This window comes from Pseudomonadota bacterium, assembly GCA_027624715.1.
In the GTDB taxonomy this organism is placed as follows: domain Bacteria; phylum Pseudomonadota; class Gammaproteobacteria; order Burkholderiales; family Eutrophovitaceae; genus Eutrophovita.
In genome coordinates this window covers 64,013-78,955 of record JAQBTV010000003.1, presented here as the reverse complement: position 1 = coordinate 78,955, position 14,943 = coordinate 64,013, and the positions used below count along the sequence as shown (strand labels likewise).

The following is a 14,943-nucleotide window of genomic DNA, read 5'->3' as shown; positions in this document are numbered from 1 at the left end:
GCCGTGTGATGTAATTTAATCTCTATGATAAGGATGATTTCTGATAATACACTGCGCTCGGTAGAGTTGTTCGATGAGAATTAAGCGGGCAAGCGCGTGAGGGTAAGTCATTGCCGATAGCGAAAGCGTTCTGAACGCCTGTTCCTTAATTTCTGGATCAAGGCCGTCCGCGCCGCCGATGACGAAATCAATATCTACTCCTTCATTCATCCACATACTCATTAACTGTGCTAGTTTTCTGGTAGTAGTTTGGCTCCCTCTTTCATCCAATGCGATCAGGTAAGCATTTTTATTCGCTTTTGCAAGAATTCGCTCCTTTTCCGTTTTCCTGGCAAGGTGGTTTTTATCAGTATCACCTATACGAAGCGCTGGTTTAATTTCAGTCACCGAAATAGATAGTTCGCGATGAAATCGTTTGAGATATTCTTGGCTGCCCTCCTCAGCCCATTTCGGGGGCTTGTGACCCACGGCAATAATATTGATTTTCATATTCGCTAATTAGAATAGTCGAGGCGCTTTGGTTAAAGCCGATTTGAGGGTAATTTTCGTGATAAGCCAAACTGTTTTTAGCTAGCTTGTTGGCGGCCGCCCTTTTCGTAAGACGGAGTTTCTTGCCACAAGTCTTCCAAGTTGTAGTAGGTTCTGATATCAGGTTTCATGACGTGAACAATTAAGTCCCCCAGATCAATGAGTACCCACTCTCCAGATGTTTCTCCTTCAACGCCCAATACAGAGTACCCAGTTCCTTTTAAACGTTCTTTGAGGTTATTCACAAACGCTCGTGCTTGTCGTGTTGACTCCGCACTGGCAACAATGATTTGATCAAAAAGGGTGTTGGATGCGGTTATGTTTATTGCAACGATGTCTTGCGCTTTGATTTGCTCTAGTGCATCTACAGCAATATCACTCAATGTTTGATTCAGAACAGCTCTCCTTGTAAAGACCATGATTTTTAATGTAGTTTATTACATTATCGGGTAAAAGGTACTTAAGGCTCAATCCACTTTGAATTCTTTTTCTTAATGAAGTGCCCGAGACCTCGAGTGATGTAAATTCGTACGTATAAATTAATCCGTGCGTCGATGATTTGAGTGCATTGTAATCTCCGCTGTTACGTTTTTTGAACTCCGAGAATAACTCACCTCTAAGTTTATTATTAAGTTGGCTTATCGGTAAATTTGGTCGTGAGGCCACAATGATGTGAGCCAGCGTGAGCAATTGCTGCCATTCATGCCACGTCATCAATTCAACGAATGCGTCGGTGCCAAGAATTAGACTGATGGACGCATTTCGGTTTTCAGCTCGTAAGACCCTTAACGTGTCCACCATATAGCTTTTGCCAACACGATCTAACTCACGGCCATCTGCTACGAGATGGTCGCCGCCCGCTTTAAGTGCGAGCTGAACCATACGTAAACGATCTTGTGCTGATGCCCTCGGAGAGGCTCGGTGTGGTGGGTCGGCCGAAGGTATAAGGCGAACTGTATCGAGTGTAAATGCCTCGGCTACTTCTTCTGCTAATCGAAGATGGGCGAAATGGATTGGATCAAATGTGCCACCTAGGATCCCTATGCAAGAGCTAATTGCCAAGGTCTATAGGCCTAAGTGTCGGAGTAAATTCATAACTGTAGTTTTAGCTTTTAAAGTAAAACCCTTCGAATATCACTGAGCATTTGGTTGAGATAAGTAATGAATCTCGCCCCTTCTGCTCCGTCGATCACTCTGTGATCGTAGGATAGCGATAGTGGGAGTATCAGTCGAGGTGTAAAGTCCGCTCCGTTCCAAATGGGCTTCATCACAGATCGAGCCAAACCTAGAATCGCAACTTCTGGCGCATTGACGATCGGAGTGAAGTGACTGCCACCAATGCCGCCTAAGCTCGAAATGGAGAACGTCCCACCAGACATGTCGGCAGGCCCGAGTTTGCCGTCACGCGCTTTACCGCTGACTTTTCCCAATTCCTCCGCGATTTGAAGAATCCCTTTTTTATCGACGTCCCTGATGACGGGGACAACAAGTCCTTCTGGCGTATCCACAGCAACGCCAATATGGAAGTACTGTTTGATAAAAAGGGCATTTCCCTCTGGCGTTAGAGACGAGTTGAATTCTGGGAATTTTTTAAGAGCAGCTACGGCTGCTTTCATGATGAGTGCTAATGGAGTCACTTTAACGCCAGATTGTTCAGCGTCTTTAACCAGTGATTTACGGAATGCTTCTAGCTCTGTGATATCTACTTCATCGTGTTGCGTGACATGTGGGATTGTGACCCAATTTCTATGTAACGCTGCGCCTGAAATCTTTTTGATGCGGGATAATATTTTCTTTTCAATAGGTCCAAATTTTTCGAAATCGATAACTGGCCACGTTGGCAAATTGAAGCCTAAACCAGATCCAGTCGCGACGCGAATATCACCGCTTTGCATGCTATTTTTAACAAAGGTTTGAATATCTTCCTTGAGTATTCGATCTTTAGGCCCTGTGCCTGATACCAGGTTAATATCTACACCTAATTCACGAGCGAAGCGCCTGATACCAGGACTAGCGTGCGCTGAGGAGGCATTTGTTGCGCTCGTTTTAGTTGCCGCAGCCGGTACCACTGGTACCAGTGGTGCAGGAGATACTTCCTGTGCAATTGCTGGCGCCGTATTGGGCGCTTCATTTTTTTGTGATCCTTCTTCGACTTGAGGTTTCTCAAGGCTTAATATGATGGTTCCTTCGGAAACGGCATCTCCAACGCTCACGCGCAGGTCTTTAATGATCCCGTCGAAGGGAGCAGGAACTTCCATCGTTGCCTTGTCTGATTCCAGTGTGATGAGAATGTCCTCTGCTTTGACGTGGTCTCCAGGTTTGACTAATACTTCAATGACTGGAATATCTTTAAAGTCACCAATGTCGGGAACTAAAACTTCTTTAATAGTTGTCATCTAAATTCCTTCGCATTACTTCGATTTTTTAATAAACCGTATCGTGTTTAGACCGTTGTGGGTTCTGGTTTTTCTGGGTTGACACCATATTTTTTAATGGCCTCAGCTACCGCTTTTTTTGGTATCACTCCTTCATCTACAAGGGCTGATAGAGCTGCGATCACAACATACCTTCGGTCCACCTCAAAAAAGTCTCTTAATTTTTCGCGGGTATCGGATCGGCCAAAACCATCTGTGCCGAGCACTACGTAGTTTTTATTCGGGATATAGGGTCGAATCTGATCAGCAAAGATCCTCATATAGTCAGTTGCCGCGATGACAGGTCCGTCTGTTTTTCCAAGACACTCTTCAACGTAGCTGAGTTTACGATTTTCATCGGGGTGCAGCATATTCCAACGCGAGACAGAAATGCCGTCTCGTCTGAGTTCAGTGAAGCTAGTGCAACTCCAAACGTCCGCCACAATACCAAAGTCTTGCTCTAGCAGCGTTTGAGCCGCGATCACTTCAAGCAGTATAGTGCCACTTCCGAGAAGTTGAACTCTGGGGGCTTTTTTCAGCTTGCTTTTTGGAGCAGGTAATTGATACATCCCGCGCACAATGCCTTCTTCCGCACCTTTTGGTAGCTCAGGATGCGCATAGTTTTCGTTCATAACTGTGATGTAGTAGAAAATGTCTTCCTGATCTTGGTGCATGCGTCGAAGCCCATCTTGGACAACGACTGCTAATTCGTAGGCAAACGTCGGGTCATAGGAGATGCAGTTTGGAATCGTGCTCGAGAGTAAGTGACTATGCCCGTCTTCATGTTGTAAGCCTTCTCCATTAAGTGTGGTTCGGCCTGCAGTTCCGCCCACCAAAAATCCTCTTGCTCTTAAATCTCCTGCGGCCCAGGCTAAATCCCCGACTCGCTGGAAGCCGAACATTGAGTAGTATATGTAAAATGGAATCATCGAGATTCCATGTGTGGAATAAGAGGTCGCTGCGGCGATCCAAGACGACATGGCGCCTGCCTCATTGATGCCCTCTTGAAGTATTTGTCCGGTCTTGTCTTCTTTGTAGAACATTAATTGATCTGCATCTTCGGGTTTGTACAGTTGACCAACCGATGACCATATGCCGAGTTGCCTGAACATCCCTTCCATGCCAAACGTACGTGACTCATCGGGCACAATAGGCACAATACGCTTGCCGAGGGTTTTATCTTTGACAAGCATGCCAAGGATTCGCACAAAGGCCATGGTTGTAGAGAACTTTCGTTCGCCAGAATTTTTTAGCATTGCATCAAACACAGAAATGGGTGGGGCTTCGAGCGTATCCCCTTTCCTTCTCCGTGTTGGAAGATATCCGCCGAGCGCTTCACGACGTTCGTGCATGTATTTAGCTTCTGGTGAATCGTCTGCGAAGGTTAGGTAAGGAATATCATCAATATCGTTGTCTGCGATGGGTAGCTTAAAGCGATCCCGGAAATCTTTTAATGAAGTCGTCCCCATTTTTTTCTGTTGATGGGTGATGTTTTGAGCCTCACCTGCAGACCCCATACCATAACCTTTAATGGTCTTTGCGAGGATGACTGTGGGTTGTCCGGTGTGCTTGACTGCGGCTGAGTATGCAGCATATATTTTGTAGGGATCATGACCCCCTCGGTTGAGTCGCCATATATCGTCGTCTGACATGTTCGAAACCATATCGCGTGTTTCTGGATATTTGCCGAAGAAATGCTCGCGCACGTAAGCGCCGTCTTTAGCTTTGTAGGTTTGATACTCACCATCAACCGTCTCATCCATGAGCTTTAGCAACAAGCCGTTGGTGTCTCTAGCAATTAATGAATCCCAGTAAGATCCCCAGATGAGCTTGATTACATTCCAACCCGAGCCCCGATAATCAGCCTCTAGTTCTTGAATAATTTTTCCGTTGCCGCGTACTGGACCATCTAGCCTTTGTAGGTTGCAATTCACAACAAAGATTAAGTTATCGAGCTTCTCGCGAGCCGCAACGCCAATCGCTCCAAGTGATTCGGGCTCATCGCTTTCACCATCACCTATAAAACACCATACTTTTCGACCCTCAGTATTCGCAAGACCCCGATCTTGCAGGTATTTCATAAATCGAGCTTGGTAGATCGACATAATTGGACCTAAGCCCATTGATACTGTTGGGAATTGCCAGAAATCAGGCATGAGCCAAGGGTGTGGATAAGACGATAAACCATTGCCGTCCACTTCTTGGCGATACTTATCCATTTGTTCTTTAGTTAATCGGCCCAGCATAAATGCTCTGGCGTATATCCCGGGAGCAGAATGTCCTTGCGCAAAAATTAAGTCGCCGCCGTGGTTTTTCGAGGGCGCATGCCAAAAATGATTGAACCCAATATCGTAGAGCGTCGCCGCAGATGCGAAGCTTGCGATGTGCCCGCCTACATTCGTGTTCTTGTTCGCTCTTAAAACCATGGCGGCCGCATTCCAGCGAACGTAGCTACGAATTCTATGTTCTAGCTCGTGATCGCCAGGAGACTTATCCTCTTTGGATGGCGAGATAGTATTGATGTACGCAGTGTTTGCGCTATAAGGAAGAAACGCTCCGGAACGACGTCCTTTCTCAATCAGTTGCTCAAGAAGAAAGTGGGCTCTCTCGGGACCCTCGCTAGCTAAGACTCCTTCTAATGCATCCAGCCATTCTCGGGTTTCTTGAGGATCAGGGTCATTTGACGCCATTTATATATAGTTCTTTGAGTTGATTTACCATATTAAGAAATTATACAAGGAGTTGTGATTTTTAGAGCAAAACTCAATCAATTTATTCTTTATTAGAATGAATAACTTAATTTATTTAGAATAAATGAGTGTTTTGGCTTCAATCTTTAGATTTAGGCATTCTACCCATCATGTAAAACTCGTCGTTAGCACGCATCTCTATCAAATGAGCCATTCTGTTGGAGAGAGCGAAAAACGCGGTAATGGCACCGATATCCCATATATCCTCTGCGCTGAAGCCTTGATTCCTCAATTGCTGATGGTCTGTGGGATCCAGGAGTTCAGGTGTTCTGGCAAGCTTGATCGCAAAGTCAAGCATTACTTTTTGTTTATCGGTGATATCTGCCTTCTTGTGGTCGATCGCAATTTGGTCCGCGATTAGGGGATTTTTTTGGTAGATCCGCAATATAGCGCCATGGGCAACGACACAATAAAGACAGCGATTTACACCACTTGTTGCGACCACGATCATTTCTCTTTCAGCTTTGCTTAACCCGCTATCACGTAACATGAGAGCGTCATGGTAGGCGAAGAAGGCCCTGAACTCATCAGGCCGATGAGCGAGTGTAATGAATACGTTAGGAATGAACCCAGCCTTTTCTTGCACGGCAAGGATTATTTCTCGTATATCTTTTGGCAGCGACTCCAATGTTGGCACTGGGTACTCGCTTACGGGCCTATTTGTCTTGGTGCTCGGCATCCGTTGTTAGCTTTGTAGTAATAGAATTAATCATATTTTCGACGATCATCAATTATTTTACCATCACGTGCTAACGAACCCGTAGAAACATAGGCAACGCCGCCGCGTAACTTAGTAAGGTCGCGAACTGAGGAAACAATGGCAGCGGTAAGCTCTGCACTCTCAGCCTGCGACTCGCACTGAAGCGTCATGACATCATTGTGGTACGAGTCATGTTCAACAATCAGCCGGGCATATTCGATTTCTTGATGACGTTTAACGATGGCGTTGACCTGTTCTGGGTGGACGAACATTCCCTTTACTTTAGTGGTCTGGTCGGCACGTCCCATCCAACCTTTTAACCTTTTATTCGTGCGACCACAGGTGCTTTTCCCCGGAATGAACATGGATAAATCACCGGTACCAAATCGAATAAGGGGATATATTTTGGAGAAGATTGTGACAACAACCTCACCGACTTCGCCTTCAGCAACTAAATCATTGCTACCGGGCCTGACAATTTCAACGAGTGCCTCCTCATCGATGATTAGTCCATCGTCGGGGATCGTCTCGTACGCAATAAGACCTAAGTCAGCTGTCGCGTACGTTTGTCGAATATCTATATTATGTTCTTGAAATACTTGTCTCGCGCTGGGAAGCAAGGCCTCGCCACCCACGATACCTCTTTTAAGACTGGATAAATCAAGGCCAAGTTCGTTCCCTTTTTCTAGCAAGATCTTAAGAAATGATGGTGTGCCCGCATAGACATCAGGACGAACCTCAGCAATCGTTTGCACTTGTAATTCAGTCTGTCCAACACCCGCTGGAAAGACAGCGCAACCGAGCGCTCGAGCCCCAAAGTCTGCCATGAAGCCAGCTGGCGTGAAATGATATGAGAAGGTGTTGTAGACCAAACTGCCACATCTAACGCCTACGGCGTACAACGCTCTTTTGAAGCGCCAAAAGTCTTCATCCACAGCCTGCGGTTCATAGATAGGACCTGGAGATGAGAATAAACGAGCAAGGCTACTAACAGGTGATGTTGTTAATCCGCCAAAGGGTGGAGCTTCCGCTTGTATGGCCTTTAGTTCAGTTTTACGGGTAACTGGAATTTGACAGAGTGCTTCTCGGTCAATGAGTGAATTTGAGTCAATTCCCTTGAGGCGTTCCTTAAAATATTCAGAGTTTTTTTGCGCATGGCCGACTTGTTCCTTAAGGCGCGCGAAAAGCTGGGCTTCGCGCTCATCATCAGTCCTCGTTTCAGTGGAATCTAGGAACGAATTGAGATCGCTCATGTGTACTCCTTACACTAATCGATTCGTAAAAAAATATTGGCGGATTTTTGAGAATGCTTAATCTTATTTTTATGCGAGCCAGCGTTTTCGCCGTCTGTAATGCTTTCCGTCTTTAAAGCTTTTTCTTCCTGTCCCCGATATGCCAAGATAAAATTCCTTCACGTCCTCGTTATTGGCTAATTCATGAGCGGGGCCGTCCATCACAATGCGTCCGTTTTCAAGAATATATCCATAGTCGGCATGACGCAGTGCAACGGTGGTGTTCTGCTCAGCTAATAAGAAACTGACATTTTCTTTTTTGTTGAGGTCCTCAACAATCTCAAAGATTTCCGAGACAATTTGTGGCGCGAGCCCCATGGAGGGCTCATCAAGCAGAATCATTTTTGGTTTTGCCATCAGGGCACGTCCCACTGCGGTCATTTGTTGCTCCCCGCCCGACGTAAACCCAGCCAAACTAGAGCGACGCTGCTTGAGTTTCGGAAAATAGGCATAGACGCGTTCTAGGCTATCGGAGAGCTCCTTACGTGAAACGCTCCGACTAAATGCGCCAGTGAGTAAATTTTCTTCAACGGTGAGGTGGGCAAAGCAATGCCTACCCTCCATAACTTGTACTATTCCTTTTTTCACAACAGTAGAAGGGTTAAGTTGATCAATTCTTTCATCTTTAAAAATAATCGATCCTTTTGTTACATCCCCACGTTCCGCACCCAGCAAATTGGAAATGGATTTAAGCGTGGTTGATTTGCCTGCGCCATTTCCTCCAAGTAATGCAACGATCGAACCTTCGGGGACGTCTAACGAAACGCCTTTTAGTACGAGAATGACGTGATCGTAAATAACTTCGATATTTTTAACCGAAAGTAAATTTGCGTTGTGTGTAATCTCCGTCATTCTCAGTCCTTGATCAGCGTGCTGATTTTTTTAGCTACTGCAAGCGATAGTTGGGAGACCAACTTGTTTAGCATAGGCATCCGAAGCACTTTTAACCATAGGTTTAATAACGCTATCATCGGCACTTATCCAATCCGTAGAATATTCCCAAGATTCACCATTCCAGCGATGAAGCCGAGCCATGCGTTTTCCCTCATGATCTGAGCAGCTCAGGTTCAATGGGTACAGGTAACCCGTGAGGCCCAATGCCTCTATGGCTTCTGCTGTGATATTTAAATTCTCAATACCCCAACGGACTTCTTCTCCCGTCAGCGGCTTCTCTCCATACTTAGACTGAGCGGTTCGAATAGACTCAACCACCAGCGCAGCATTGATTACGGCCACGTTATAAAGCACTTCTCCAACTCCCTCTCTCTCACCAGAACCCAAACCTTTGTCATAGAGGTAGCTCAAAATATCTTTGTGCACTTGTGCCTGGCCAGATGAAACCATACTAACGGCTTGATAGCCGACTGCATCTGCTGCAGCCGGTCTAACGTCGGGTTCAGAACCAGCCCACCAAACTCCATACATCTGATCACGAGGGTATAGCACTCCAGTAGCTTCTTTAATGGCAGTTGAGTTCATAACACCCCAACCCCAGAGCAATACATAATCAGGCTGCTCTTTTCGTATGTTTATCCAAGCGGATTTTTGTTCTACACCAGGGTGTGTCACGGGAATGGTGAGCAGCTTAAAGCCGAGCATACTGGCCCGTTTTTCCAGTAACGGGATTGGCTCTTTGCCGAAAGGTGAGTCGTGATAGACCAACGCAATTTTTTTCCCTTTAAGCTTATTGAGGCCTCCATTTATGTTGCCCAAGTGGGTAATTAAAATATCAGCAGCAGTCCAATACGTGCCGTAGATTGGGAAATTCCATGGGAACACACCACCATTCCGGGACTCAGACCTGCCATAGCCCATTGTGATCAGCGGAATTTTATCGACGGGCGCTTTTTCTGTGATTGCAAATGTGGCACCGGTAGACATGGGATTGAAAACAGCTGCCCCGGTCGGCCCTTGACCTTTGAGGCGCTCGTAACACTCAATACTTCGGTCCGTAGCGTAGCCTGTCTCACATTCCTCAAAACTGATCTTGACCCCGTTAATACCGCCGTCTCTTGCATTAATGAGTTTCAAATAATCGGTAAAGCCATTAGCAACTGGGGTACCGTTGGGTGCATAGGGACCTGTTCGATAGGAAAGAACCGGGACAAATTGTGCTTTAGCGTCGGATACATCGACGATGACCCCATCCGTACCTGAAGCCCCTGTGTTGGTACCAGAATCTTGTTGACCACATCCGCCGATAGCGAGCGGCACGCAAATCACAAGTGCTTTAAATAAAAGACCATAGTTCATAAACTTTCTCCTCAGTAAGTTGTGCTGTTTTATTGTATATCAGTGATTCGTTCGCATATTTTTAGTGAGGGAACGGCCACAAACGGAGCTTTTCTTTGCTAATTTGCCAAATCCTTGCAAGACCCAGCGGTTCGACTGCTAAAAAGAAAATAATCAACGCACCAAAAATCATAAATTCCAAGTGCGAAATCATAGCGGTGGATATATTGATCCCCAGCCACACAGGTAGTTGGTTGAGAAACAGAGGCAACAATGTGATGAAAGCCGCACCGAGCATGCCGCCTACGATTGAACCTAACCCTCCAATGATCACCATGAAAAAGATTCTGAACGATAGATTGATATCAAACGCGAGCGGCTCCCAGGAGCCCAGATGTAGAAATGCCCAAAGGGCGCCAGCGACACCAATGAAAAATGAACTCACCGCAAACGCAGTCAGTTTAGCGTATGCCGGTCGTATTCCGATGATTTCCGCGGCGACATCCATATCGCGGGTCGCCATCCAAGCTCTGCCTATTCTACCTCGGACAATATTCTTTCCGATAATAGTAAAAATGACTAAAAAGACTAGGCATAACAAATATTTTCTAAGGGGCGAATCAAATACCACTCCCAAGACTTCGATGGGCTGTACCGCTATCGAGCCGGATGGTGTGTAGTTGGTAAACCAATCGATTCGGCTGAAGGTCCAATCAGTGAAAAATTGGAGAGCAAGCGTCGCTACCGCGAGATAAAAACCCTTTATCCTCAGGCTGGGAATACCAAAAATAACGCCGACGACTGTTGCAGAAAGACCGCCAATTAAAAAGCAAATTAATGGATTGAGCTCAGGAACGCGAATCATGAAATTGTAAGCAGCATAAGCGCCAACAGCCATAAATGCTCCTGATCCCAGCGAGACTTGTCCGCAATAACCCACGAGCAGGTTCAGACCAATAGCGGCCAGCGCCATGATGATGACTGGTATAAATATTGCTCGAAACATGTACTCACTAGCTAGCATCGGCACAACGACAAAACCGATGAACAGCCAAATGGCGACAAATATTTTGTCCTGAAATATCGGGAAAACGGCCTGGTCCGCCTTATAGCTTGTCTTAAATTGTCCGGCTTCTCTATAAAACATTGTTAGATCATAAAGTGATTAGACGAATATTGGATATTTGATCAAACACGATCAATATGAACTTCACCGAAGAGACCTTGCGGCCTCAATATCAAAAACCCGAGTGCAAGCATGTACGCGAACCAATATTCGATACCACCACCTACATAAGGACCAAGATAAATTTCTGCTAATTTTTCTCCAGCTCCAATGATAAGGCCGCCGATCACGGCACCTAAAACGGATTCGAAACCACCAAGAATCAGCACAGGCAGTGCCTTTAGTGCAATCAGCGATAGAGAAAACTGCACGCCAAGTTTAGAACCCCAAATTACGCCGGCAACAAGTGCGACTAACCCTGCAACGGTCCAGACAATAACCCAAATATAGTTAAGGGGGATACCGATAGATTGCGCGGCTTGATGATCATCAGCGACTGCACGTAGCGCTCGGCCAATGCGGGTTTTTTGAAAGAATATGGCCAGTGTTACCACGAGGACACCTGCAATGACCGTTGCTACTAGGTCTTCTTTGGCGACCAGTACGCCACCTTCAAATACAGATTCCAAGATGGACAGGGAGCCCTTGGGAATGCCAATATTCAAAGTGTAGATGTCGCTACCCCAAAGTGTTTGACCAAATCCGTCTAAAAAATACGCAACGCCGAGGGTCGCCATGAATAGTGAGATACCCGGTTGGTTGACTAACGGGCGAAGAACTAACCTTTCGATCGCCATCGCCAGCATGAACATCATGACTATTGTTAAGATGAGGGCGAGTGTGATGGGGGCGAATGTATCTTTTAAGATATCCAATAGCCTTACGAATGTGAGCGCGGCAAACAAAACCATAGCGCCTTGCGCAAAATTAAAGACACCCGAGGCCTTAAAAATAAGTACAAATCCGAGAGCAACTAATGAATAAAGCACCCCAGCCATTAAGCCACTGATTAAAACTTCAACGAAAAATCCCATATTTATGATCCCAATCGAGCTAGAACTAGTCTTATAGTTCTAGTTCCTCTGTTCCAATTAATCTGCTACGCCTAAATAAGCGTCAATTACTTTTTTATTAGCCCTGATTTCAGTTGGCGTTCCGTCACCAATCTTTTTACCGTAATCAAGCACGATGATTCGGTCAGACAAATCCATAACCACCCCCATATCGTGTTCTATAAGAACAATTGTTGTCCCAAATTCGTCATTGACATCGAGGATGAAACGACTCATGTCTTCTTTTTCCTCGATGTTCATACCGGCCATCGGTTCGTCAAGAAGCAGCAACTCGGGCTCTGCAGCTAGGGCTCTGCCAAGCTCTACACGTTTCTGTAGACCGTAGGGCAATCGCCCAACTGGAGTTTTCCTAATTGATTGAATTTGAAGAAAATCGATGATTCCCTCAACCTTTTTTCTATGCTCAATCTCTTCGTTGCGTGCGGGGCCAATGTGTAAACATTGGGCCAGGAAACCGGCACTCATTTTCAAAGTGCGACCTGTCATGATGTTATCCAAAACGGACATACCTTTAAATAAAGCAATATTTTGAAATGTACGCGCGATTCCCTGAGATGCGGCCTCATGCGGCCTCATTTGTTGCCGGACATTGCCTTTGTAGGTAATTGATCCGGCGTTAGGGTGATACACGCCATTGAGCACATTCAGCATTGAGCTCTTGCCTGCTCCATTAGGGCCAATGATCGCTAAAATTTCATGTCCCCTCACTTCGAAACTGATGTCGGTGAGCGCTTTAACACCCCCAAATGCGAGTGAAATACCTTGAACTTTTAATATTATGGGACCTAACTTTCGATCGGTATCATTCATAGGTACTGCCGCAGTTTATGCGGTTACCTCTAGGTTGGATTGGGTTATTTTTGTATCAATGATGGAGATGTTTGCAGATATTGTCCCAGCGCGACCGTCTTCAAATTTCATCTGGGTCTCTATGAAGCATTCTCTAGCACCATTATAAAGCGCTGAGACTAGTACCTCATATTTTTCAGCGACAAAATTGCGACGAACTTTTCTAGTTCGGGTGAGCTCATCATCATCGGCATCCAGTTCTTTATGAAGAATAAGGAACCTTTTAATTTGCGCGCCTGACAGGGTTTCCTCCCGAGCGAGGTCTTGGTTAACTTGTTCAATGCAGCTTTGTAGCAACTTGTAAACTTCCGGTTTGCTAGCCAAATCAACGTAGCCTGAGTAACCAAGGCCTTGTCTCTCAGCCCAATTCCCGACAGCGTCCATTTCAATGTTTATGAAGGCGCATACCGCATCACGCTTATTCCCGAAACAGACCGCCTCTTTAATGAATGGAAAAAATTTAAGTTTATTTTCTAGAAATTGAGGAGCGAACATCGTACCGTCATTCAATGTACCAACGTCCTTTGCTCGATCTATGATCTTAAGATGACCATTCTGATCAACAAAACCGGCATCTCCTGTTCTAAAAAATCCATCTCGAGTGATTGACTCTTCTGTCGCCTGTGGGTTTTTGTAGTATTCCTTTAATAGCCCCGGACTTTTAACTAAAATCTCGCCTTTATCGCCCACTTTAATGTCCACGCCAGGCATAGGCCTACCTACTGAATCCAAACGGGTCTCCCCATTGGGTTGCTTACATACATGAGCGAGCGTTTCCGTTTGCCCATAGAGCTGTTTTAGATTAATGCCAATTGATCTATAGAACCGGTAAAGGTCAGGACCAATGGCTGCCCCACCGGTGTAGGCTACTTTGACGCGGCTCATTCCGAGATTATTTCTCAGGGGAGCGTATATAAAAATATTGCCGAGAAAATAAAGGATTCGGTTTTTTAAAGAGACCGCTCTCCCATCTATGATATCGAGGCCTGATTTGTGTGCAACCGCCATGAAGGTTTTGTAGAGCCATTTCTTGAGGTTGCTCGCATCCTCCATGCGTATCGTGACTAGGGTCAGCAAGCTTTCAAAGACGCTTGGTGGTGCAAAATAGTATGTGGGCCCAATTTCTCTCATGTCGATCATTACGGTTTCCGACGATTCCGGGCAGTTAACGGTATAACCCGTTACGATGGATTGAACATAACTAAATAAATGATCCCCGACCCACGCCATTGGTAGGTAGGAAAGAATTTCACCATCGTCACTGTACCCGTCGAAATTCATATCTGCTCTAGCGACATGAATACATGCTCGATGCGTTAAACATACTCCTTTGGGCTTACTCGTTGTTCCAGAGGTATAGAGAATGACTGACACATCGTCCGTATGACATTTTTCGAGTTCGCGCTCGAGAAAGTCAGGTTTTTCTTCTATGAATTTATGGCCGAGGCTCCGAATGTCTTCGTAAGCTATGACAGCGGGATGATCATAGTGGCGCATCCCTCTTGGCTCGTCGTAAATGATGCATCGTAACTTGCTACATCGAGGCATGATTTCAAGCAGTTTATCGACTTGTTCTTGGTTTTCGACAACCGCAAACTGGATTTCTGCGTCGTTAAGGAAGGAGATCATTTCCTCAGCGATCGCGTCTTGATAGAGTGGAACGGGAATTCCTCCAAGGGATTGTGATGCCGCGAAAGACCAATACAGACGAGGCGCGTTGTCACCGATGATGGCTAGGGTATTTCCCCTGACATAGCCCTTTGATGCAAGCCCTCCGGCAAGCCATTTAACTTCATCAGCAACCGCAGACCAGTTCCAGCTTTGCCAGATGCCAAGATCTTTTTTTCGAATGGCTGTTTTAGATGCTATGGTCTTGGCGTTTTTCAAAATTAACGCACACAACGTATCGTCCCGAGAACTCGGGTTTTTGTCTTTCAACAATTTTCTCCTCATGAGCCACTAACGTGCCCTTATTACTTATACAATTACTCTAGTACAAATCGGCTATGAATACAAAGGGCAAATGCGCTGTTTGTACC

Annotated in this window: 13 protein-coding genes; all 13 read right to left on the bottom strand. The window is 45.7% G+C overall.

Annotated features, from left to right (window positions below; genetic code table 11):
• Positions 1–15: 15 nt before the first annotated feature.
• Positions 16–489: a 23S rRNA (pseudouridine(1915)-N(3))-methyltransferase RlmH gene (gene rlmH / locus O3A65_03195; GenBank protein ID MDA1331472.1), complete on the bottom strand. Its 474-nt coding sequence runs from the start codon at positions 487–489 to the stop codon at positions 16–18.
• A gap of 77 nt (positions 490–566) precedes the next feature.
• The gene (gene rsfS / locus O3A65_03190) at positions 567–911 is read right to left on the bottom strand and encodes a ribosome silencing factor (GenBank protein MDA1331471.1); all 345 of its coding nucleotides are present in this window, start codon (positions 909–911) and stop codon (positions 567–569) included.
• Positions 904–1,590, bottom strand: a complete 687-nt coding sequence (gene nadD / locus O3A65_03185; GenBank protein ID MDA1331470.1) for a nicotinate-nucleotide adenylyltransferase — start codon at positions 1,588–1,590, stop codon at positions 904–906. The genes rsfS and nadD overlap by 8 nt, the downstream gene beginning before the upstream one ends.
• A gap of 50 nt (positions 1,591–1,640) precedes the next feature.
• Positions 1,641–2,924 (bottom strand): dihydrolipoyllysine-residue acetyltransferase, encoded by a 1,284-nt coding sequence (gene aceF, locus O3A65_03180; protein ID MDA1331469.1) that lies wholly within the window; start codon positions 2,922–2,924, stop codon positions 1,641–1,643.
• Positions 2,925–2,971: 47 nt separating this feature from the next.
• Positions 2,972–5,632 (bottom strand): pyruvate dehydrogenase (acetyl-transferring), homodimeric type, encoded by a 2,661-nt coding sequence (gene aceE / locus O3A65_03175; protein MDA1331468.1) that lies wholly within the window; start codon positions 5,630–5,632, stop codon positions 2,972–2,974.
• 139 nt (positions 5,633–5,771) lie between these two features.
• Positions 5,772–6,371 carry a peroxidase-related enzyme gene (locus O3A65_03170; GenBank protein ID MDA1331467.1) on the bottom strand — a complete coding sequence of 200 codons (600 nt, stop codon included), beginning with the start codon at positions 6,369–6,371 and terminating at the stop codon, positions 5,772–5,774.
• Positions 6,372–6,397: 26 nt separating this feature from the next.
• Positions 6,398–7,645, bottom strand: a complete 1,248-nt coding sequence (locus O3A65_03165) for an AMP-binding protein (protein MDA1331466.1) — start codon at positions 7,643–7,645, stop codon at positions 6,398–6,400.
• Between the two features lie 69 nt (positions 7,646–7,714).
• Complete coding sequence (locus tag O3A65_03160; protein MDA1331465.1) at positions 7,715–8,536, bottom strand: ABC transporter ATP-binding protein; 822 nt, start codon at positions 8,534–8,536, stop codon at positions 7,715–7,717.
• A 30-nt stretch (positions 8,537–8,566) separates the two neighbouring features.
• Positions 8,567–9,937 carry an ABC transporter substrate-binding protein gene (locus O3A65_03155; GenBank protein MDA1331464.1) on the bottom strand — a complete coding sequence of 457 codons (1,371 nt, stop codon included), beginning with the start codon at positions 9,935–9,937 and terminating at the stop codon, positions 8,567–8,569.
• A 61-nt stretch (positions 9,938–9,998) separates the two neighbouring features.
• A complete protein-coding gene (locus tag O3A65_03150; GenBank protein MDA1331463.1) occupies positions 9,999–11,063 on the bottom strand; it encodes a branched-chain amino acid ABC transporter permease in 1,065 nt (354 codons plus the stop codon).
• Positions 11,064–11,104: 41 nt separating this feature from the next.
• Positions 11,105–12,016: a branched-chain amino acid ABC transporter permease gene (locus O3A65_03145; protein MDA1331462.1), complete on the bottom strand. Its 912-nt coding sequence runs from the start codon at positions 12,014–12,016 to the stop codon at positions 11,105–11,107.
• Positions 12,017–12,073: 57 nt separating this feature from the next.
• Positions 12,074–12,865 carry an ABC transporter ATP-binding protein gene (locus O3A65_03140; GenBank protein ID MDA1331461.1) on the bottom strand — a complete coding sequence of 264 codons (792 nt, stop codon included), beginning with the start codon at positions 12,863–12,865 and terminating at the stop codon, positions 12,074–12,076.
• A 15-nt stretch (positions 12,866–12,880) separates the two neighbouring features.
• Positions 12,881–14,842 (bottom strand): AMP-binding protein, encoded by a 1,962-nt coding sequence (locus O3A65_03135; GenBank protein ID MDA1331460.1) that lies wholly within the window; start codon positions 14,840–14,842, stop codon positions 12,881–12,883.
• Positions 14,843–14,943: the final 101 nt, after the last annotated feature.